Annotated in this window: 17 protein-coding genes and 1 pseudogene; 14 read left to right on the forward strand and 4 right to left on the reverse strand. The window is 43.7% G+C overall.

Going from position 1 to position 20,929, the window contains the following annotated elements; all coding sequences use genetic code 11:
* Positions 1-195 precede the first annotated feature (195 nt).
* Positions 196-636: a desulfoferrodoxin family protein gene (locus TH606_RS08435; RefSeq protein WP_082863585.1), complete on the forward strand. Its 441-nt coding sequence runs from the start codon at positions 196-198 to the stop codon at positions 634-636.
* A 292-nt stretch (positions 637-928) separates the two neighbouring features.
* Here the strand turns inward: TH606_RS08435 and clpB are convergent, their stop codons facing one another.
* Complete coding sequence (clpB, locus tag TH606_RS08440; RefSeq protein ID WP_068542891.1) at positions 929-3,547, reverse strand: ATP-dependent chaperone ClpB; 2,619 nt, start codon at positions 3,545-3,547, stop codon at positions 929-931.
* A gap of 362 nt (positions 3,548-3,909) precedes the next feature.
* Between clpB and TH606_RS08445 the strand changes: the two genes are divergently transcribed.
* The 12 genes from TH606_RS08445 to rseP all read left to right on the forward strand — a co-directional run bounded on the left by TH606_RS08445 (position 3,910) and on the right by rseP (position 16,798).
* Positions 3,910-5,436, forward strand: a complete 1,527-nt coding sequence (locus TH606_RS08445) for a flagellar hook-length control protein FliK (RefSeq protein ID WP_068542893.1) — start codon at positions 3,910-3,912, stop codon at positions 5,434-5,436.
* A gap of 10 nt (positions 5,437-5,446) precedes the next feature.
* A complete protein-coding gene (locus tag TH606_RS08450; RefSeq protein ID WP_068542895.1) occupies positions 5,447-6,127 on the forward strand; it encodes a flagellar hook assembly protein FlgD in 681 nt (226 codons plus the stop codon).
* Positions 6,127-7,533, forward strand: a complete 1,407-nt coding sequence (locus TH606_RS08455; protein ID WP_068542897.1) for a flagellar hook protein FlgE — start codon at positions 6,127-6,129, stop codon at positions 7,531-7,533. Before TH606_RS08450 ends, TH606_RS08455 begins: the two co-directional genes overlap by 1 nt.
* A gap of 59 nt (positions 7,534-7,592) precedes the next feature.
* Positions 7,593-9,791, forward strand: a complete 2,199-nt coding sequence (locus tag TH606_RS08460) for a flagellar hook-basal body complex protein (RefSeq protein ID WP_068542899.1) — start codon at positions 7,593-7,595, stop codon at positions 9,789-9,791.
* A gap of 504 nt (positions 9,792-10,295) precedes the next feature.
* Positions 10,296-11,147, forward strand: coding sequence for a 30S ribosomal protein S2 (gene rpsB, locus TH606_RS08465; protein WP_068542902.1), 852 nt, complete (start codon positions 10,296-10,298; stop codon positions 11,145-11,147).
* Between the two features lie 31 nt (positions 11,148-11,178).
* Entirely contained in the window at positions 11,179-11,778 is a 600-nt protein-coding gene (tsf, locus tag TH606_RS08470; protein WP_068542903.1) for a translation elongation factor Ts, read from the forward strand.
* On the forward strand, positions 11,778-12,506 hold the full coding sequence (gene pyrH, locus TH606_RS08475; RefSeq protein WP_068542906.1) for a UMP kinase: 729 nt from the start codon (positions 11,778-11,780) through the stop codon (positions 12,504-12,506). The genes tsf and pyrH overlap by 1 nt, the downstream gene beginning before the upstream one ends.
* The gene (frr, locus tag TH606_RS08480) at positions 12,506-13,060 is read left to right on the forward strand and encodes a ribosome recycling factor (RefSeq protein ID WP_068542927.1); all 555 of its coding nucleotides are present in this window, start codon (positions 12,506-12,508) and stop codon (positions 13,058-13,060) included. Before pyrH ends, frr begins: the two co-directional genes overlap by 1 nt.
* Complete coding sequence (locus TH606_RS08485; protein WP_068542908.1) at positions 13,060-13,797, forward strand: isoprenyl transferase; 738 nt, start codon at positions 13,060-13,062, stop codon at positions 13,795-13,797. Before frr ends, TH606_RS08485 begins: the two co-directional genes overlap by 1 nt.
* A complete protein-coding gene (locus tag TH606_RS08490) occupies positions 13,790-14,572 on the forward strand; it encodes a phosphatidate cytidylyltransferase (RefSeq protein ID WP_068542911.1) in 783 nt (260 codons plus the stop codon). The genes TH606_RS08485 and TH606_RS08490 overlap by 8 nt, the downstream gene beginning before the upstream one ends.
* Entirely contained in the window at positions 14,565-15,728 is a 1,164-nt protein-coding gene (locus TH606_RS08495; protein ID WP_068542912.1) for a 1-deoxy-D-xylulose-5-phosphate reductoisomerase, read from the forward strand. The genes TH606_RS08490 and TH606_RS08495 overlap by 8 nt, the downstream gene beginning before the upstream one ends.
* On the forward strand, positions 15,728-16,798 hold the full coding sequence (rseP, locus tag TH606_RS08500) for an RIP metalloprotease RseP (protein ID WP_068542914.1): 1,071 nt from the start codon (positions 15,728-15,730) through the stop codon (positions 16,796-16,798). Before TH606_RS08495 ends, rseP begins: the two co-directional genes overlap by 1 nt.
* 180 nt (positions 16,799-16,978) lie before the next feature.
* On the opposite strand, the gene bioD is transcribed toward rseP, so the two are convergent.
* Both bioD and TH606_RS08510 read right to left on the reverse strand, forming a co-directional pair.
* A complete protein-coding gene (gene bioD, locus TH606_RS08505; protein WP_068542916.1) occupies positions 16,979-17,686 on the reverse strand; it encodes a dethiobiotin synthase in 708 nt (235 codons plus the stop codon).
* Positions 17,683-18,462, reverse strand: coding sequence for a methyltransferase domain-containing protein (locus TH606_RS08510; RefSeq protein WP_157627897.1), 780 nt, complete (start codon positions 18,460-18,462; stop codon positions 17,683-17,685). The genes bioD and TH606_RS08510 overlap by 4 nt, the downstream gene beginning before the upstream one ends.
* 44 nt (positions 18,463-18,506) lie before the next feature.
* On the opposite strand from TH606_RS08510, the pseudogene TH606_RS12105 reads away from it, so the two are divergent.
* A pseudogene (locus tag TH606_RS12105) lies at positions 18,507-20,053 on the forward strand (AAA family ATPase).
* 23 nt (positions 20,054-20,076) lie between these two features.
* On the opposite strand, the gene TH606_RS08520 reads toward TH606_RS12105, so the two are convergent.
* Positions 20,077-20,718 (reverse strand): pimeloyl-ACP methyl esterase BioG family protein, encoded by a 642-nt coding sequence (locus tag TH606_RS08520; RefSeq protein ID WP_068542919.1) that lies wholly within the window; start codon positions 20,716-20,718, stop codon positions 20,077-20,079.
* Positions 20,719-20,929: the final 211 nt, after the last annotated feature.

The following is a 20,929-nucleotide window of genomic DNA, read 5'->3' on the forward strand; positions in this document are numbered from 1 at the left end:
CTGCGGACACAGTTGACGAAACACTATGAAAGATAATCGGCTAGCTATTAGAAATAATTAAGATTTTTTTTCAAATGATATAGTTTCAAAAGATATAGTCCAAGAATAAGCTTTATTGATTTTTTGATAAAAATTCTTGATTGAAAAATTGTTTTAATTTATAATAGTTAAAAATTAGAAATTAAGGAGGTTTTTATGGAAAGAAGAGAATTTTTAAAAGCAACCCTTGGCGGTGTAGCTTTACTATCTGTACTTTCACAAATAGATACCGTTCAAGCCAAAGAAGAGAAGCTTCTTCGTTTAAAAAATCGCGAAAATCCTTCTATGCTTGAAAAAAAGCACGTTCCAGCCATTGTTGCTCCCAAACAGGTAAAAGCTGGTAAATGGTTTGAAGTAGAAGTGAAAGTAGGCTACATGGTAACTCATCCTTCCAAGCCCAACCACTGGATAACTAAAATCTGTCTTCTTTGTGATGGCAAAAAAATCGCTGAAACCGTTTATCCGGTTGGTGGAGTAGCTTCTTCTTCCGCCAAATTTGTCATTCGGCTAGAAAAAAGCGCTACTTTAGAAGCAATTGAAAACTGCAATCTACACGGCACCTGGATTGGTGACCCTGTGAAGGTAGAAGTAATCTAATTGCTGTGAAAAGACTTTTACAAAATTCATGCCCCTGCAAGGCGCTAGCAAAGGATTCCTTCGTCTCTCAGAGATCGCTTCGGCGAGATTGCTTCGGGGCTTCGCCCCTCGCAATGACACCCATTTTGTCACTGCAAGGAGTTTATTCCCTATTGTCACTGTGAGGAGCCAGAGGCGACGAAGCAGTCTCGGAGACAGGCAAAGCGGTTAAGGGCAGGTAAACAGTAATTAAATTTTTTGTAAAGGTCTTAAGAAACAGAAAAGCCGGGCTAGTGGCCCGGCTTTTTTATATTTAGGCTACTTTGGCCTCTGGTATTTCCTCAGGGAAGTGTTTCCTGAAGTCAAGAGCACCTTTGGTTTCGTCGTAATCTACCAGGATATGGTCGCCTTCCTGGAAAGTACCTTCAAGGATTTTAACCGCTAGAGGATCTTCCACATAACGCTGGATAGCCCGTTTAAGTGGCCGCGCGCCATAAGTAGGATCATATCCCACCTCTGCCAGCCACTCTTTAGCCCTATCAGTAAGCTCAATAGTAATGTGTTTTTCTTCAAGGCGCTGCTGCAAGTAGCGAACCTGTATATCCACAATCTTTTTCAGGTGCTCTTTTGTGAGCTTGTTAAAGATGATAATTTCGTCAATACGGTTCAAGAACTCAGGCCTGAAGTGCGCTCTCACCGCATCCATCACCAGGCGTTCGGCGTCTTTCCTGTCCTCAAGCTCCATTACATAGTGAGAACCAATGTTAGAAGTCATGATAATTATGGTGTTCTGAAAGTTCACCGTGCGGCCTTTGCTGTCAGTAAGACGGCCGTCATCTAAAATCTGGAGCAAGATGTTAAACACATCAGGGTGCGCCTTTTCTATTTCGTCAAAAAGTATTACCGAATAAGGCCTGCGGCGCACCGCCTCTGTAAGCTGGCCACCTTCTTCGTAGCCTACATAGCCGGGAGGCGCACCAATTAGCTTTGATACCGCGTGTTTTTCCATGTATTCAGACATGTCAAAGCGAATCAGGGCCTGTTCCGTATCAAACATGAACTCCGCAAGTGCCTTGGCAAGCTCGGTTTTACCGACACCGGTAGGCCCGAGGAACATGAAAGAACCAATGGGGCGATTCGGGTCTTTTAACCCTGCCCTTGCCCGGCGCACGGCGTTGGCAATGGCTTTGATGGCGTGGTCCTGGCCAACCACCCGCTGAGCCAGGCGCTCTTCCATCTTGAGGAGCTTTTCACGCTCGCTTTCAAGAAGTCTCGTAACAGGAATACCCGTCCACTTGGCCACTACCTCGGCAATGTCTTCGGCAGTAACTTCTTCTTTCAGGAAGCTTTTGCCTTCTTTCTGGAGTTCTTCAAGCTTCTTGTTCCATTCTTCAAGCTCTTTTTCAAGCTGAGGGATACGGCCGTAAATTATCTCAGCAACCTTGTTTAAATCACCCTGGCGTTCAGCCTGCTGGGCTTCAATGCGAAGCTGGTCAATTTTTTCCTTAATGGCCCTGATTTTCTGGATAATTTCTTTCTCTTTCTGCCACTGGGCCTTCATCTCTTCAAGCTTCTGGCGAAGCTCCTCAAGCTGCTTTTCAATCTTTTCGCGGCGTTCAACAGCCCGTGGGTCAGTCTCCCGCTCAAGGGCCATGCGTTCAATCTCAAGCTGCTTGATCTTGCGCTCAATCTCGTCAATTTCTGTGGGCATTGATTCAATTTCTATACGGAGTTTGGCTGCCGCTTCGTCTATAAGGTCTATGGCCTTATCAGGGAGATAGCGGTCGGTAATGTAGCGGGCAGAGAGCTGAACTGCTGCCACAATAGCGCTGTCAGTAATACGCACCCCGTGGTGCACTTCAAACTTCTCTTTAAGCCCGCGCAGAATAGCAATGGCCTCTTCCACTGAAGGCTCTTCCACGTAAACCGGCTGGAAACGGCGCTCAAGGGCCGGGTCTTTTTCAATGTACTTGCGGTATTCGTCAATGGTGGTGGCACCGATGCAGTGTAGCTCACCGCGAGCAAGGGCCGGTTTAAGCATATTGGCCGCGTCCATAGCACCTTCCGCCGCTCCGGCACCAACAATGGTGTGAATTTCGTCAATAAAAAGGATTATCTCCCCTTCACTTTCGGTGACTTCTTTTAAAACAGCCTTAAGCCTTTCTTCAAATTCACCACGGTATTTGGCTCCGGCCAGAAGCGCGCCTACATCAAGCTGAATAATGCGCTTGTTTTTGAGGGGCTCTGGCACATCGCCTGAGACGATGCGCTGGGCAAGGCCTTCTACAATGGCCGTTTTACCAACACCAGGCTCACCAACAAGCACCGGGTTGTTTTTGGTGCGGCGAGAAAGGATCTGAATTACCCGTCGGATTTCTTCATCACGTCCAATAACAGGGTCAAGTTTTCCGGCCTTGGCCAGAGCCGTTAAGTCACGGCCGAATTTTTCAAGGGCCTGGTACTTGTCTTCAGGGTTCTGGTCAGTAACCCGCTGGCCTTTGCGAATCTGGTTAATGACCTCCATTAAATTTTCTTTGGTAATACCCCGATTTTTTAGAATCTGAGCTGAAGGGGTATTGCTTTCAAGGATGGCCAGCAGGAGATGCTCAGTAGAGACATAATCGTCCCGCATCTCTGCGGCAATACGCATGGCGCGCTCAAGCACCTGCTTAAGATTGGGCGAAAGATAGACCTGAAAACCCGTGCCTGAAACAGAGGGAATCTTGTCAAGCACTTCGTCCACATCTGAAGAGATTAGCTTGTTATTAATGCCCAGGCGATCAAGGATCATGGGCACAAGCCCGCCTTCTTGTTCTACCAGGGCTTTGAGTAAATGCTCCACTTCCATATTTTGATGGCCGCGGGTCTCCGCCAGCCTTTGGGCTTCCTGAATGGCATCCTGTGATTTAAAGGTGAACTTTTCCAGTCTCATATGTGTTTACCTCCTGTTTTTTGCAAAATTTTTTAAATCCCTTTCGTTTTGGGAAGGTAAGAATGAGTTATAAGCATGTCAAGGAAAGGAAATTTTTTCCTGGTGGGAAAAATTTTCCGGGAAAATTTTATTAAAGCGAGCATCTTCATATTATCAAAATATCGCGCGAGGCGGCGTAGCCGCCGTGGCGATCTCAGCCCCTTGGGTATCACTCGGGAAGAGATTGCTTCGCCACTTCGTGGCTCGCAATGGCTCCCCTACTTGTCACTGCGAGCGAAGCGAAGCAGTCTAAAGAACGGCATTTTCTTCACCATATCATTCTGGCACACCTATTGCATAATGTGCAGACGAAGGAGGTGAACATGAAGATAAACTCCTTAACAATGGCTTCAAATGGAAATGTTAGCCATCTATCTCAGAATCAAGGGCTGGTAGCAGAAAATTTTTTAGCCCTTTTTTTAATGCTTCTTGGGCAAGGTGAAAACACCTTTAGTTTATCAGAAGAAATTAACAAACCAATAAGCCCTGAAGAAGAAAAAACCTGTCAAGGAGGATTTTTAGCTTTAAAAGAAAGAGATTTAACAGATACTAATAATCCAAAAGAAATCCTAAAAAATTTGAACCTAAAAAATTTAAAAATAAAAACAGAAGATAGTTCAGAAGAATCTCCTGAAAATATTATAGCTTTTTTTGAAAACATTTTAAAAGAAATAAACTATTATTTTGAAAATTTATTATCTCAAGAAGCAGAGGGAACAATAAAAATCATTGAAAATACTATCAAAGACTTAAAAAGTGATTTTAAAAATCTAATAAACTTTTTAAAAGAAAATACTTTAACAGATAGAAACAAAGAAGTTTTTCAATTAAACGATAAAGAGAGAAACAATAACAAACTAGAACAAATACTAACTCATATCAAAAATAACCTAGAATCACTAGAAAAAAATATTTCAGGGAAAGAATTCTCAGAACAGGAAATAATTTCAGCTAAAAAACTTTTTAAAAAGATAGAAAATAGCATTGAAAATATATGGCACAAAAGCAACAATTTTCAGAAAACCAATAATATAGAGCCAGAAAAATTGGCCAACAACATCCAAGCAGAAAACTTAAAACTTGATGAAAACATTAACAAAAATAAGAAAAAACAAATTCAAACAGCTCAAAATATATATCACAAAGAAAAAATTTCCAGGGAAAAAGATCCAGCAGGCAATATTCAGAAAGAATTCAAAAAAGAAACATTAAAAAACAATGATAGCTTAATAGAAAACAAACTATTAAAAGAAAAAAATTCTATTAAAGAAAATAAAGAGTTTAGAGCTATAGAGAACTCACAAAACATTCAAAACACTAAAGACACATTAAATAGTCATGCCGAAAAAAAAGAACACTTAATAACCAATTTAAAAGTAACAACTAATACAGAAATAGAAACAGCAAAAAATATAACAGTCAAAGAAAATCACCATACAGCTCAAAGTTTCAAAGTAGAAGAAGTTCCAAATTTTGTAAAAGAGCTAGTGCTAAAAATATATCCACAGGGGAAGCATGAAGCCAAAATAAAACTTGATCCACCTGAATTAGGAGAAATTCATGTTACGGTTTCTATAGATAAAGGAGAGGTTAAACTTCTTCTTACTGTAGGTCATACAAAAGCAGCTGAAGCTTTACAACAGCACTTACACCAATTGGGCACTTCTTTAGAAAATCTAGGACTACAATTTAGTGGAGCAGAAATAAATTTAGCTCAACAACAATCAAACGAAAATCACCAGGAAACTGGCTATAACCTTAATTTTTCTGGAAGAGAAAAACACCATAAGGAAGAAGGAGAAAATTATAAAAAAAGAGATCATCAAGGATTAATAAATATAGTCGTATAGGAGAAAAAATATGATAAACAATACAGAAACTACTACAAAACTTTTTACAGAACTTGACAGCTCACCAAAAACTAGCACACCTAAAAAAGTTCTTGACCGTGATGATTTTATGCTTCTTTTTATCAAACAACTGGAATATCAAGACCCACTAAAACCTCTGGACAATAACGAAATGGCTACCCAATTAGCTTTATTTAATCAGCTTGATCAACTATATGCCTTAAATGAAAAATTATCTCAAATAGCAGATATTGCTAAAGGAAATACTCTCCAGACTATTGCTAATCTTATTGGCAAAAAAGCCTTAGTAAAAACCCAGAGCTTGCGGGTTGAAGATGGCAAATTTTTAGGTGGAGAAATTATTGCAGAGGAAGCTACAGACAATCTTCAAGCCAAAATATACGACTCCCAGGGTAATCTCGTAAACACTATTGACCTCGGGCCTCTTTCTGCAGGAGAACATCCACTTGACTGGGACGGCAAAGACAAAGACGGCCACCAGGTACCTGATGGCAACTATCACCTGGTTCTTGATCCCAAAAACCCTGAAGATCTTGATAACATAACAGTTAAAGCTGTAGGCCGTCTCACAGGGGCCTTATTTGAAGATGGAGAATACAAACTCCTTTTTAACGGACAAAGTACTATCTCTCTCAGTGATCTTGAAAAAATCTTGGCGGAGGTAGAGTAATGGGGCTTTTCGGAAGTATTTACGTGGGAAAAAGCGGAGTCTCCACTATGAGTCACGGTATTGGAGTTACGGCAGACAACCTGGCTAACCTTGAAAGCACAGGCTTTAGAGCTAACAGGGCTTTGTTTGAAGACATGTTCGGAAATGTCAACACCCAGGCACCACCCTATAACGAAAAGGGCCTGGGGAGCCGTGTTAAAGACATAGAAGTGCTTTACCACGAAGGCCCTATTAAACAGACAGAAAGTCCTTCAGACCTGGCCATCTCTGGCAAGGGTTTTTTTGTGGTCTCAGACGGAAAAGAACTTTTTTACACCCGTGACGGACAGTTTATTCCCAGAAAGCTTGAAAACGGAAATTTGCGTTTGAGCCTTCCCACCGGCTATGACCTCCTGGGCTGGAATATTCCCCAGGGCGTTGACCCTGAGAGTGTTACTGAAGGAGTACTAACCCCTATAGAAATTCCAAGCTACTTGGATGGCCAGTCAAGTAGCAAGATAGTCCTTCAGATGAATTTTGACACCAGCAAGCCCTCGGAAGAGACTGAAAGCAGCCTCTTTGATAATTGGGATGCTAATAATGACCCCCCTTTAAGCGAAGAAAATTATGACTTTAAAACCCAGCTCCCTGTTTATGACAGCCTGGGAAACCTGCATAACCTTAGCCTTTATGTTGACACCACCACAGAACCAAGGGTTTTTGAATTTTTAGTGGCTATGGACCCATCTCAAGACCCCCGGGGCCAGGGCCAATACGCTGGGGCCTTGTTTACGGGAAAAATCCGTTTTGGCAGCTTAGGAGAGCTAGAAGGCCTTGAAGACCTGGAGTTAATTACTGATGTCAACGGGACCCGCACCCCTTTAAACAATTTTTCCGAAGAAGGTTTTCCGTTGTTTACCGTAAACTTTGGCTCGCAAAGCCAGGAGATAGCCCTTGATTTTGGTGTAAAATTTAATTCCCAGACCAACTCCTGGGAGCGTCTTGACGACCACGCCAGCACCGCCTTTGCTTCTCCTTATGCGGTGCTCAATCAAAATATAGATGGCTATCCTCCCGGCTTTTTTAAAAACCTGGCTGTCTCAGAAAAAGGCATTGTTCAGGTTACTTATACCAATAACCAGGAATTTTCAGTAGCCCGGGTTCCCATAGCCCTTTTTGGTAGTCCGGATGAGCTTGAACGAGCGGGAGGTAATCTTTTTAAAGCTATTGGCGGAGCAGAACCAGAGATTTTTCCCCCTGGAAAAGACAGTCCCGGAGCAATTTTTGGAGGTGCTCTTGAAGGCTCAAATGTAGATGTTGCCAATGAAATGGTCCGCCTTATTACACTTCAGCGGGCATTTCAAAGCAATGCCCGCATTATAACCACGGCTGACCAGATGCTAGAGGACTTTTTAAGGCAGGTTTAACGAATTTAATGGCCAATAAAGAATGAGACGAAAAATTTAATATAAACAGGAGGTAAACTATGGGTTTAACAGATGCCCTTTTTGCTGGAACAAGCGGTTTAAGAAGCCTTGGCCACGGTATGAGTGTAGTGGGTGACAACGTGGCTAATTTAAACACCTCAGCCTTTAAAGGAGCCCGTATAACTTTTTCAGACGTAATGGCCCAGCGTATCAATACCTCTTCAGGCTCTGGCCAGATGGGCCGTGGCGCCTCTATAAACGCCCTTTACCCTACGATGCAGCAGGGGTCTTTTGAAAGCACGGCAAGCCCCACTGATCTTGCCATTGCTGGAAACGGCTTTTTCATCCTTAAAGAGCCTGGCTCAAGTGGTAATACCTTTTACACCCGCGATGGCCAGTTTTTGGTGGAAAAACAGGGCTACCTGGTAAACCCTGCGGGCTTAAGAGTCCAGGGCTGGCAGATAGACGAAGTCTCAGGAGATATTACCGGAGCCCTAACAGATATCCAAATTCAGCGAAGCTCCCCTCCAGTAGCCACCCAAAAAATAGATATAATAACCAATCTTGATGCCCGCGAAGAACTGGATAATGTTCAAACTCTTTCCATCAGCGGAGATATTCAGGATAATACTCCGACTACCGTTCAGAATATATCTGTAGGAGATATAAACGGAAACTTGTTAACTTTTGATGTACAGTTAGAGTATAATTCCACCAATGAACAATGGTTATACACTATAGATTTTCACGACGCCAATTTTGTTGATATCTCAGGGGCTACCCCTAAAGACAAGCCATCAGTGGTAATTGAGAATCCAATTACTAAAGAAAAGATAGAAATAAACTGGTCAGGGGTAGAAACAGGAGCTGCTTCTTCAAGTCTTACAATCTCTAACGAAAAATATAAAGGATTGATTAGTTTAAGTCCTGTCACTCTTCAGGAAAACCAGTGGAGCTACTTTGACATTACAGATGTAGATGGAAACGGAAATGATCTCAGGGTCTATTTCTGGTTTGACGCCACCAACCAGACTTGGGATTATTACGCCTATAAGAACCCTTCAGGGACTGACCCCAGCAACGAAACTGGCGTTTTGCTATCTTTTGCTGAAGATCTTCCTGATAATGAAGCTTCAAAGATAATAAACTTTTATTTTGATAATAACGCCACCCAGCGCATAACCGTAGATTGGCGCAATGTAGGCCACTCAACTACCGGCTCAACTGGAGATATCTCTAGCTCTGCCACAGCCTATGATACTCCGCTTAGAATCCAAAATCTATATGACAAATGGAACGCCAGAAACGAAAGCCCTCTTTCCAGCACTGACTATGTATATCGCACCACTCTTTCAATCTATGACGCCCTGGGAACACCTCATGAAGTAACTATTTACTACGACCGCACCACCAAGGATAATGTTTACGAATTTCTGGTAACCTGTGATCCAAACGAAGACCAGCGAGACTTTGTAATTGATGACCAGTTACCCTTTTCCTCTATCAAAAAAGGGGTATTAATGTACGGACGCATTGAATTTGACACCCAGGGAAACATCAAAAACGATGGATTTTACGAGGTATATAGAGTTGATCCCAATACCGGAAATCTTGTACAGATGTTTAACAACAAGGGAGAGATGGTAAACCCTATTGACGGAGGAGATACCTTAGGCCCTCACGGCTATCCCTTGTTACTGGCAGACTTCTTGGGTATTAACCTTAACGAAGATTACAACACCTTTGCGGATAACCAGGAAAACAGTAAAAACCTTCAGGCTATTGAATTAAACTTTGGCTACTACTTTAAAGATGGCGCCTGGCGCCCAGAGTCAGTAAGAAGCACCCAGTACGCTACCAGCCATTCAACTATATATTACGACCAGGACGGCTATGGCCCAGGCTACCTTGAATCTATCTCTGTTGACACTGAAGGTGTTCTTACCGGACATTACTCAAACGGCCGGGTTATACCCCTCTGGATGGTAGGGCTTGCCAACTTTAACGCCCCAGAGATGCTTGATAAGGCCGGAGGGAACCTTTTCCGTGAAACAACCCACTCAGGCCCTCCGGTTACAGGGAAGCCTGGCACAAACGGCCTTGGCTCTATTGCCCCCAATAGCCTTGAGCAGTCAAACGTTGACCTGGGCGAACAATTCGTAAAAATGATTACCATTCAGCGCGGTTTTCAGGCTGACGCCCGCACCATCACCGTGACGGACGCTATGCTTGAAGAACTCATTAATCTCAAGCGCTAACATTAAGCGCTGGCTCTGGCGGGCCATCTGGCCCGCTTTCTCATTTTTGTGAGCTGTGATTATGAACTTTTTCTTAACACGTCATTGCGAACTCCGTAAGGGAAGAGACTGCTCCGTCGTCTCTGGCTCCTCGCAGTGACAAAAGAAAAAAGCTCTTCGCAGTGACAAAGTGGGAGTGCTTCTCGTGGTAACAATAGTAAGATGTCATTGCGGATCCTTTCTCTTACCCGCCATTGCGAGCTATTCACCACCCCGTCATTGCGAGCCATGAAGTGGCGAAGCAATCTCTTAACTCACCTAATGGCTATAAAAACTACTATTTGCAATTTCCCAGAAGGTTTCATTTTTGTAACCAGTTCTTGTCTAAAAGCAGTTGCCGAAATCAAAACTTCAGTGTTAAATAGCGGAAAAACTCACGCCCTGTGAATAGGGTGGCTGGGTGTCCGTGTGTGCGGATTAGCCGCTTAAGCAGGGCGGAGGAAAAACCCAAAAGGAGGTATTTTTATGTCCCGTCTTACCATGAAGCAACTTTTAGAAGCCGGTGTCCACTTTGGGCACCAAACCCGCCGCTGGAACCCGAAGATGAAGCCCTTTATCTTCGGGGAACGAAACGGCATTCACATCATTGACCTTCAACAAACCGTTAAACTTTTTGACGTAGCTTACGATTTCCTGGTGGATACCGTGGCTAACGGCGGCAAAGTCCTTTTTGTAGGCACTAAAAGGCAAGCTCAGGATACCATCAAAGAAGAGGCTGAACGCTGCGGTATGTTTTATGTAAATCACCGCTGGCTGGGAGGCACCCTTACCAACTTCCGCACCATTCGCCGAAGCATTGAAAAGCTTAAGCAACTTGAAGAATGGTTTGAAGACGGCACTATTGAACGCTTTCCCAAAAAAGAGCGCTTAAAGCTTGAAAGGCTAAAACAAAAGCTTGAAAGAAACCTTGGTGGTATCAAGGATATGGAAGACCTTCCCCAGGCCATCTACATAGTTGATCCCAAAAAAGAACACATTGCCGTGCTTGAGGCGAGAAAACTAGGCATTCCCATTGTGGCCATTGTGGACACTAATTGTGACCCAGACCTTATTGACTATATCATCCCTGGAAATGACGATGCCATTCGCGCCATAAAGCTTATTACTAGCCGGCTGGCAGATGCCTGCCTGGAAGGGAAATCCCTCTGGGAAGAAAAGCTTCAGGCTGAAACCGATAAAGAAATTGAAGCTGAAATGCTTGAGGAGGCTGAAGCTGGCCCAGAAGAGGCCGAAAAGTTGGCCGAAGAAATAGTCAGTGAAGCCCTGGCTGAAGCAGAAGCAGAAACATCTACCCAGGAAGAAACCACTCAACAATAAAAACACACGAGAACATAAGAGGAGGCAAGATATGGCAGAAATAACCATGGATATGATCAAAAAACTTAGAGAAAAGACCGCCGCTGGTTTTATGGACTGCAAAAAGGCCTTAGAAGAGGCTGGTGGAGATATGGAAAAGGCCGTTGACCTTTTGCGCCAGAAGGGCCTGGCGGTAGCAGCCAAGCGTGCTGATAAGGCCACCAACGAAGGCGTAGTAGCCGCCTATATCCATGCCAACAAAAAACTTGGGGCCATGGTAGAGGTTAACTGCGAGACGGACTTTGTAGCCAGAACCGAAGAGTTCCAGCAGTTTGCCTATGACATCGCCATGCACATTGCCGCGGCTAACCCCATCTGTGTGGCCAGGGAAGACCTTCCTGAAGATGTCCTGAATCGCGAAAAAGAAATTTACGTCGCCCAGGCCAAAGAAAGCGGCAAACCTGAACATGTGATTGAAAAAATCGTCCAGGGTAAACTTGAGAAGTTTTACAAAGAAGTAGTGCTTTTAGAACAGCCTTTTGTAAAGAACCCTGACCTTACGGTTCAGGACCTTCTTAACGAAGTAATGTCTAAAACTGGTGAGCGTATTCAGATTAAGCGCTTTGCCAGGTTTCAGGTAGGAGAAGAATAATGGCTGAGGAGGTCCCGCGATATAGACGCGTCCTTCTTAAGCTTAGCGGTGAGGCCCTTATGGGGCCTGCCGCTTATGGTATTGACCCCTCCGTTTTAGCCACTATTGCCCAGGAAATAGCTTCTCTTCGTCGTCTTAAAGTTGAAACAGCTATCGTTATAGGTGGTGGAAATATTTTCCGCGGCCTGGCTGGTGTAGCCCAGGGGTTTGACCGTGTCCGGGCTGACCAGATGGGCATGCTGGCCACAGTGTTAAACGCTATTGCCCTGGGAGAAGCTTTACAAAAGCACGGTGTTCCCACTAAAGTGCTTTCTGCCTATGAAATTAGAGGGGTAGTAGAAGGGTTTGGGCGTGAAAAAGCCCTTTCTTATCTTGAAGGAGGCTACTTTCTGGTACTGGCTGCTGGTACAGGAAATCCCTTTTTCACTACAGATACCGCTGCAGTGTTAAGAGCCCTTGAGATTAAAGCCGAGGTAGTCTTTAAGGCCACCAAGGTTGACGGAGTTTACAATGCTGACCCAGTTAAAGATCCCTCAGCCAAGAAATATGACTTTTTAACTTACGAGGAAGTCCTTGAAAAAGACTTAAGAGTTATGGACTTAACCGCCATAACCCTTGCCCGAGACAATAATCTGCCTGTAATGGTTTTTAACATGCAAGAGCCAGGCAATATCCTTAAAGCCGTTTCAGGACAAAAAGTGGGAACTCTGGTGGGAGGTGGAGCATGATAAAGGACCTTTTAGAAGACGCCAAACGGCGTATGGCCAAATCTGTAGAGACTTTCAAAAATGAAATCGCCCGTATAAGAACCGGCCGGGCCTCCGTAGCCCTGCTTGACGGCATAAAAGTAGATTATTACGGCACCCAAATGCCCTTAAACCAGATGGCCACTATCAGCGTAGCTGACGCGCATCTCATTTTAATCCAGCCCTGGGATGTCTCAGCCATTGGAGCTATTGAAAAGGCCATTCAGCGGGCAGAGCTTGGCCTTAACCCGGTAAACGATGGCAAAGTCATCCGCATAGCCGTGCCTCCTCTCACGGAAGAACGGCGTAAAGAACTGGTTAAAATGGTCCGCAAGATTGCCGAAGAAGCCCGGGTGGCGGTGAGAAATATCAGGCGTGATATTATGGACGATCTTAAAGAACTCAAAAAAGAAGGGGAAATTTCTGAAGACGACTTTTACCGAGCCCAGGAGCAGGTGCAAAAAATAACCGATGAATACATTGGCAAAATAGAAAAGCTTCTGGAACAAAAAGAAAAAGATATAATGACTATTTAATGTTTGAAAGCCTTGATCCTAATAAGATACCAGCCCACGTGGCCATAATCATGGACGGCAACGGCCGCTGGGCCAAAGCCCGTCTTTTGCCCCGTATCATGGGCCACCGAGAGGGTATGAAGTCCGTGCGAGCGGTGGTGGAAGTGGCCCGCAAGGTGGGCATAAAAGTCCTTACCCTTTACGCCTTCTCCAAAGAAAACTGGCAACGCCCTAAAGAAGAAGTCTCCTTTTTGATGAACCTTCTGGCAGAATATCTGCAAAAAGAAGTTGACGAACTCCACGAAAAAGACATACAGATAAGGGCCATTGGCGAGATAGAACTCCTCCCCCGGCAGGTTTTAGAACTACTTGAAAAGGCCGTAAAGAAAACCAAGAAAAACCAAGGGCTCATTTTGAACCTGGCCTTAAGTTATGGCGGCCGGGCAGAGATTGCCAGAGCAGCAAGGCTTATTGCCGAGGCCTGCCTTAAAGGAGATCTCAAGCCTGACGAAATAAATGAAGACATGTTCAGCCGCTTTCTTTACACCGCTAACCTTCCGGACCCGGACCTCCTTATACGCACCAGTGGTGAAAAGCGTATCTCAAACTTTTTGCTCTACCAGTGTGCTTATACAGAGTTTTACTTCACCCCTACCCTCTGGCCTGATTTTCGGGAAAGAGAATTTATAGAAGCCCTTAAAGACTACCAGGCCCGGGAACGTCGTTTCGGAAAGATAAGTGAACAAGTCCATGAATAAGGCCCGTGTTCTTACCGCCATAGTGCTTCTCCCCCTTTTGGTTTTAGCTATTTTAAAGGCCCCTTTGTGGTTCATGGCTTTGCTGGCACTGGCAGCAGCCTTGGTTGGCTGGCACGAATATACCCAGATGGCAAGGCTTAGTTCACCTGTGATTGTGCTGGGTGGCCTGGCTTTAGCTGGAAGTTTTTTGTCCATATACTTTTTTCAAGCCCTGGCTCCCGGATTCTGGCTTGGATTTTTCCTGATTTCACTTTACTATCTGAAAAATTATCGCCAGCGAGAAGACCAGCAAAGCTTTCTCTTTTCTCTGGCAGGTTATGCTTATGTTTTTCTTGGGTTTTCCCATCTTTACCTGGTTTTAACTCTTACTCAGGGTCGGCTCTGGTTTCTCGTGCTCATAGCCACCATCTTCGGCACTGACACCGGAGCTTATTATACTGGTAGAACCATTGGCAAACACAAGCTCTCACCAATAATAAGCCCTAAAAAGACCTGGGAAGGTGCCTTTGGAGGAACGGCCCTTGGTATAACACTGGCCACCGGGCTAGGTTATGCGTTTGGGCTTGCCTCTTCAGGCTTTATCGTACCTCTTGCCTTTCTGGCTTCAGTGGTAGGGCAGATGGGAGACCTTATAGAATCTATCATTAAACGCGGCTTTGGCGTGAAGGACTCGGGAAGTCTTCTTCCCGGCCACGGCGGAATTTTAGACCGGGTTGACGCTTTAATCTTTGCAGCTCCGCTGTTTTACTGGTTAATTATCTGGTGTCATGGTTAAAAAAATAGCAGTTTTAGGTTCAACTGGCTCAATCGGAAGAAGCACCCTTGAGGTGATAGAGGCCTTCCCTGAACGTTTTCAGGTAGTAGCCTTAACTGCTGGCGAAAACATAGAACTTCTGGCCAAACAGGCGGAAAAGTTTAAGCCGCTCCAGGTGGCCTGTAAAAATGAATATCTGGCTGAAAAATTAAAACCCCTTTTGCCAGAGGGCATAAAGCTCCTTCACGGAAAAGAAGGCATTATGGCCTGCGCCAGGCACCCGGAGGTAGAAATAGTAGTCTCAGCGCTGGTAGGCTCGGCCGGGCTTTTACCCACCATGGCGGCAGTTGAGGCTGGAAAGACACTGGCCCTTGCCAACAAAGAGTCCCTGGTCATGGCTGGAAAGCTTCTTTTTAAAAAAGCTCAAGAAAGCGGTGCCAGGGTTATCCCGGTTGACAGCGAACATTCCGCCATCTTTCAGGCCTTACACGCTGGCCGACCTGAAGATGTAAACCAGATAATTCTTACAGCTTCTGGTGGGCCTTTTCGCGACACACCTAAAGAAGTTTTAAGCCAGGTAACTCCAGAACAGGCTTTAAAACACCCAAACTGGCAGATGGGCCCCAAAATCACCATTGACTCAGCCACCCTTATGAATAAAGGTCTGGAAGTCATAGAGGCCCATTTTCTTTTCAAGATTCCGCCAGAAAAGATAAAAGTGGTTATCCATCCTCAAAGTATTGTTCATTCTCTGGTGGAGTTCGTTGACGGCTCGGTTATTGCTCAGCTTGGCGTGCCGGACATGCGTGTACCTATTGCTTATGCCCTTTCTTACCCTGAGAGGCTTCCCCTCCCCTTTCCCAAGCTTGACTTAGTTAAGGCCTCACCCCTTACTTTTGAGGAGCCTGACCTTGAAAAATTTCCCTGCCTGGCCCTGGCTTACGAGGCTTTACGCCTCGGCGGAACGGCCCCGGCAGTGTTAAACGCCGCCAACGAAATAGCTGTTGAGGCCTTTTTAGAAGGAAGGCTCCGTTTTGACTTAATCCCTGTAGTAGTCCAAAAAACTCTTGAGCAAGCGCAAATAAAAGAGCCTTTTTCTATAGACGAAGTAATAAATGCCGATATATTTGCAAGAATCATAGCCCATCAAATAATTGACGAACTGGAGAAAAGCTAATGCATACTGCTTTAGCCGTTATCATAGTTTTAGGAGTTTTAATTTTCTTTCATGAACTTGGCCATTTTTTAATGGCCCGTTGGCGGGGAGTAAAAGTCCTTGTTTTTTCTTTGGGTTTCGGCCCAAAGATCTTTGCCTGGGTTAGAGGCGGTACGGAATATCGCCTCTCAGCTATTCCCTTGGGAGGGTATGTAAAACTATTAGGAGAAAGCCCCTCTGATGAACTTTCTCCTGAGGAAATAAAGTATTCTTTCTCCCATAAACCCTTGAAAGACCGGGCTTTAATTGTTCTGGCTGGTCCAGTAGCCAACTTTGTACTGGCCTGGATATTTTTTGTGTTGGTTTTCACTTTCCAGGGGAAACCGGTTTATATCCCTCAGGTAGGCCAGGTTCTTCCTGATAGCCCTGCGGCTCAAGCGGGCCTGCAACCTGGTGACATAATCATCGCTATTGATGGTAAACAAGTAAAAACCTGGGATGAACTTAACCAGCTGGTTAAAAAAGCAGCTGGGCGCCCAATAAAACTTACGGTTAAACGAGGAGAACAGGAAATAACCCTGCTAGTAAAACCAGAAATAAGAGAGGCCAAAAATATTTTTGGCGAGACAATAAAAACTCCCATGATAGGCATTGTCTCGGCAGGGAAGGCCATTTATCAAAAAGTAGCACCTCACAAGGCCTTTGTTGAGGGCCTGCTAATGGTAGTTGCCCTGATTAAACTTACCCTGGTTTCAATTGTGAAATTGATAGAAAGGGTTCTTCCTCTTTCAACCCTCGGAGGCCCCATCTTTATTGCTCAATTGGCAGGAGAACAGGCTCAGGCTGGGGTCTGGGCCCTTATGTCTTTCATGGCCATTCTTTCAGTAAACCTGGGAGTGCTGAATCTTTTACCTATTCCCATGCTTGATGGCGGGCATCTTTTTATGTATGTCATTGAAGCCGTCATTGGACGACCTATTCCAGATAAAGCCAAAGAAATGGCCATGCGCGTAGGCTTTGCCCTGTTAATACTCCTGATGATAGTGGTATTTTACAACGATATAATGCGCCTTCTGGGAAGGAACGGTTAATTTTTTATTCGGATAGATTTCAACTACTTTAGCTAACAATAGGATAGAGATTGCTTCGCCCTGACGGGACTCGCAATGATTTGTCATTGTGAGGAAACCAGGACAGGCGAAGCAGTCTTAGAGGTCCTCGCCTGGCACAGGAGAAGCAATATTAGGGTTCGCAATAACAGTCTGTAATAGCTATTTGCTATTTAGCGAGCAAAAGCCCGGAAATTTTAAGACATTTCCAAGAAACTCTTTGGCTGAAAGGGCAAGTTCCTGGGGAATACTATCCTCTATTCGTGGCATGATTAAAACGTGTTCTATTTCTCCTAAACGCTTTATATCTTCAAGGCTTTCTCGAGAAATTATATCATCTTCTGAAAAATAGAGATTATAAATAAGACCTGCTATATAAATTCCCCTTTGCTTTAAAGCATTAATGCTTAATAAAGTATGGTTTATGGTACCAAGCCTTGCCGCGGAAACCAGAAAAACTGGACACATAAGAAGAGAAATAAAGTCAAGAAAGGTTTCCTCGCGGGTTATGGGAACATATAGCCCGCCTGCCCCTTCTAAAAGTACCACTTCAAAACGCTTCTCAAGCTCTTCGGCGCACTTTTTTAGGTGTAAGATGTCAACTTTTTGATTTTCAAGGCGAGCAGCAAGCTCTGGAGCCGCAGGAAACTTAAAGATATAAGGTGAAGTAAGCTTCAAAAGCTCAGGCGGGTCAGCAGACATACCAGCAAGCTTTCTATGCAGGTTAAGGTCTTCTGGATAATCGGCTCCGGTCTGTACCGGCTTTTGTGTTATTACCTTTTTACCTAGCAGAGAAAATCCTTTGGCTAAAAGCGCGGTAGCGTAAGTTTTACCAATGCCAGTATCCGTTCCGGTAACAAAGAAAATCATAGCTCTTTCCTCCAGATCATGACGATCGGCTCAAAAGTTAACGGATAACCCGCTTTGGTGGCAAGGTTTCTGTATTTTCTTTCCCAGGAGCGATAGTCTTTAACTGACCAACTGGATTTTAAGTAACCAAGAGCCCCTGTCTTTTTAACATGGGCCAGGGCTTCTTTGGGAGACTCAAAAAATAAAGTCTCCTGCCATTCTTTTTGAACCAGAGGTATAAAAGAGGCTGGCTTTATAGAAAGCCACTCTTGAGAAGAAAGAATCCCAGGTGGCCTTTTGGTAGGAAAAAGCTCTTTCATAGTGGAAGGGCCAAAAGTACTAAAGGCCAGTAGCCCTCCCGGTTTAATGATTTTGGCCAGTTCAACAAGAGTCTTTTCTGGATTGGTAAACCACTGAAAGGTAGCATTTGAGACTACCAAGTCAAAATTCTCTTTTTTGAAGGGAAGACTTTCTGCATCCGCCTTTAGAAGAAAGAGTGGATATTTCTTAGCCAGATCAAGAAAATTATCACTAACCAGGTCAAGGGCAATCATAAAGTTTGGCTGGTATTTATCAAAAAAAGATACGGTAAAAAGGCCAGTTCCGATACCAATTTCAAGCACTTTTTCAAACTGTTCCCTCAGCGAAAAAAGAAGATTAACAAGCTCTTTGGCCATAAGGGCCTGGATACGGGCCTCCTGGTCATAAGTAGGCAGGGCCTTTTTAAAACGTTTGGCCAGAAGCTTCTTATTAAATGCCATGATGAGATAACAGTGACAAATAAAATTTTTAGGCAAATTTTGGCTATAAATTTAGGCTAGAATGTTATAATATCATTTTTATGAAAAAGAAACTCCCCATAGGTATCCAAAGTTTTGAAAAAATTCGTTCTGAAAATTTCTATTATGTTGATAAGACCCCTTTTGTAAAAAAACTTGTTGACGAAGGTGGAGGTTATTTCTTTCTCGGCCAAGGCGTTTTGGTAAGTCTCTTTTTCTTGACACCCTGCGTCAGGCCTTTTTAGCCAGGCGAGATCTTTTTCAGGGCCTGTATCTTGAAAATCACTGGGACTGGTCAGTCAGGTATCCGGTGATTTATATCTCGTTTGGTAGCGGAGTTCACCGTTCTCTTGAAGAATTACAAGAAACCGAAAGAGTAATCCTTAAAAAACATGAAGAAAAATACCAGGTCCACTCAAACTTTACTTTTATTAAAGACAGATTCATGGACCTTATAGAGAAAATTTATCAAAAATATGGCCAGAAAGTAGTTGTTCTCATAGACGAATACGATAAGCCCGTTCTTGATAATATTGAGAAAAAAGAAACAGCTATTGAAATGCGCGAAGAGTTGAAAAATTTTTACTCTGTCCTCAAAGATGCAGACCCTTATCTCAAGTTTGTCTTCATTACCGGCGTTACCAAGTTCAGTAAAGTTTCCCTCTTCTCCGGTCTCAATAATCTCAAAGACATCACTATCCACCCTGAATACGCCACCATTTGCGGCTACACTCAAGGAGAGTTTGAGAAAGTTTTTGCCGATCGTCTGGAAGGCCTTGATCTTGAAAAAGTGCGCCGCTGGTATAACGGCTACTCCTGGCTAGGGGAACCAGTTTATAACCCTTTTGATATTCTGTTGTTCCTTGATTTGCGTGAATTTCGGCCCTTCTGGTTTGAGACAGGCACCCCTACTTTTCTTATAAAACTTCTTCTTGAAAGAAACTTTTATCTCCCCTCCCTTGAAGACCTGGATGCTGGCGAAGAACTCCTTAATAGCTTTGACATTGATGAAATAGAACTTGAAACCCTGCTTTTTCAGACAGGCTACCTTACCATAAAGCACCAGGAAGAAATAGGAGACACCAGAATATATCATCTAAGCTATCCAAATTTAGAAGTAAAAAGCTCTCTTCACAAACGAATTCTGACAAAGATTTTGGGCTCAATATCTCGCAAAGACAAACACTTGATAAGCACATACAGGCTCTTAATAAAAGGAGATATAGAAAAACTGGCCCAGGTATTTAAAAGTTTTTTTGCCTCTATCCCGCACGACTGGTACAGAAAAACGGAACTTCATCATTATGAGGGGTTTTACGCCAGTGTGTTGTACGCGTACTTTGCTGCCCTGGGGCTTGAATTGAGGGTTGAAGAAGCCGTAAGTCACGGACGGATTGACCTAACTATAATCTTTGAAAATAAGTGTTATCTATTTGAGTTTAAAGTGGTTGAAATTGAACCCCAGGGGAAAGCTCTTGAACAACTTAAGGCCAGAAAATATTATGAAAAATATATAGGAAGATATCAGGAAGTTTATCTTATAGGTGTTGAGTTCAGTAAAAAAGAAAGAAACATCGTATGTTTTGAGTGGGAAAAAGTAAAGAGTTAAAACCGATATTTAATGTCAAAAAACTAGGTTAAACAAAACGAAGACAAAGTCTTTGCCCGGTAAAAAGGGAAATGCTCCCAGGGCTTCAGGGTAAAAGAAAGCCCCACATAATTCCAGAAGTTTTTCTGATTTCTCGCAGGGATAATGCGGTCTTTTTCTGTCACTAATATGCGGGCGTGTTTGGGCTTTCCTGAAAAGCTTTTTTCTTTTAGGACTTCAAGCTCTTCTATTATTTCGGTTAACGGGCGCCTCGGCCTATTTTTAATAAAAAAATTAAAGTCTTCCTCCCGCCAAAAAAGATTCCGATAAAAAGAAAGCAAGGCCTTTTCGCCGTCTTTTTTTAAGGCCAGCAGGGTAGCATCATAAATTTTAGGTGGAATCCCCCACTTTGAGTGCCGCAAAAAGCCTGTTCCTCCGCATAAAGTCAATTTGTTAAATTTCTCCTGGTAAGATAGGGCAAAAATTACCCCGGCAGACCAGGCTAGAACAATAGTTTCAGGGTATTCAGGGAAAGAAGGCAATTTATCTTCCCGATAATCATAGATAAAACACACATCAAAATGTTCTTTCTCCATCAAAGGTAAAAAAGGCCTTTCGTCAAGGCTCCAGCCCAAGAAGAAAATTAAAAGCCCCTCCCCTTTTCTTTTTATAAATCTAAATTTCATTGCGGAACTTTTATATCACGAGTTTTATGAGTTATAAGTTTATGAGTTATAAGTTTTGCTTCCATCCCAAGAAAGGTAAGGTATCTCCGAGACTGCTTCGCCTGTACCGAGCGAAGCGAAGGATCTCCTCGCAGTGACCAAATGAGCTTGTCATTGCGAGCGAAGCGAAGCAATCTCATGGGATTACTTAGTCGCACTTTGTGTTCCTCGT

The organism is Thermodesulfatator autotrophicus, assembly GCF_001642325.1.
In the GTDB taxonomy this organism is placed as follows: domain Bacteria; phylum Desulfobacterota; class Thermodesulfobacteria; order Thermodesulfobacteriales; family Thermodesulfatatoraceae; genus Thermodesulfatator; species Thermodesulfatator autotrophicus.

Bases quoted from the DNA above. Each gene is read 5' to 3' on its own strand.
- TH606_RS08460 (WP_068542899.1), top strand. From the start codon at position 7,593: ATGGGTTTAACAGATGCCCTTTTTGCTGGAACAAGCGGTTTAAGAAGC.
- TH606_RS08445 (WP_068542893.1), top strand. From the start codon at position 3,910: ATGAAGATAAACTCCTTAACAATGGCTTCAAATGGAAATGTTAGCCAT.
- TH606_RS08520 (WP_068542919.1), bottom strand. From the start codon at position 20,718: ATGAAATTTAGATTTATAAAAAGAAAAGGGGAGGGGCTTTTAATTTTC.
- TH606_RS08495 (WP_068542912.1), top strand. From the start codon at position 14,565: ATGGTTAAAAAAATAGCAGTTTTAGGTTCAACTGGCTCAATCGGAAGA.
- clpB (WP_068542891.1), bottom strand. From the start codon at position 3,547: ATGAGACTGGAAAAGTTCACCTTTAAATCACAGGATGCCATTCAGGAA.
- TH606_RS08450 (WP_068542895.1), top strand. From the start codon at position 5,447: ATGATAAACAATACAGAAACTACTACAAAACTTTTTACAGAACTTGAC.
- pyrH (WP_068542906.1), top strand. From the start codon at position 11,778: ATGGCTGAGGAGGTCCCGCGATATAGACGCGTCCTTCTTAAGCTTAGC.
- tsf (WP_068542903.1), top strand. From the start codon at position 11,179: ATGGCAGAAATAACCATGGATATGATCAAAAAACTTAGAGAAAAGACC.
- bioD (WP_068542916.1), bottom strand. From the start codon at position 17,686: ATGATTTTCTTTGTTACCGGAACGGATACTGGCATTGGTAAAACTTAC.
- TH606_RS08455 (WP_068542897.1), top strand. From the start codon at position 6,127: ATGGGGCTTTTCGGAAGTATTTACGTGGGAAAAAGCGGAGTCTCCACT.
- TH606_RS08490 (WP_068542911.1), top strand. From the start codon at position 13,790: ATGAATAAGGCCCGTGTTCTTACCGCCATAGTGCTTCTCCCCCTTTTG.
- TH606_RS08435 (WP_082863585.1), top strand. From the start codon at position 196: ATGGAAAGAAGAGAATTTTTAAAAGCAACCCTTGGCGGTGTAGCTTTA.
- rpsB (WP_068542902.1), top strand. From the start codon at position 10,296: ATGTCCCGTCTTACCATGAAGCAACTTTTAGAAGCCGGTGTCCACTTT.
- TH606_RS08485 (WP_068542908.1), top strand. From the start codon at position 13,060: ATGTTTGAAAGCCTTGATCCTAATAAGATACCAGCCCACGTGGCCATA.
- rseP (WP_068542914.1), top strand. From the start codon at position 15,728: ATGCATACTGCTTTAGCCGTTATCATAGTTTTAGGAGTTTTAATTTTC.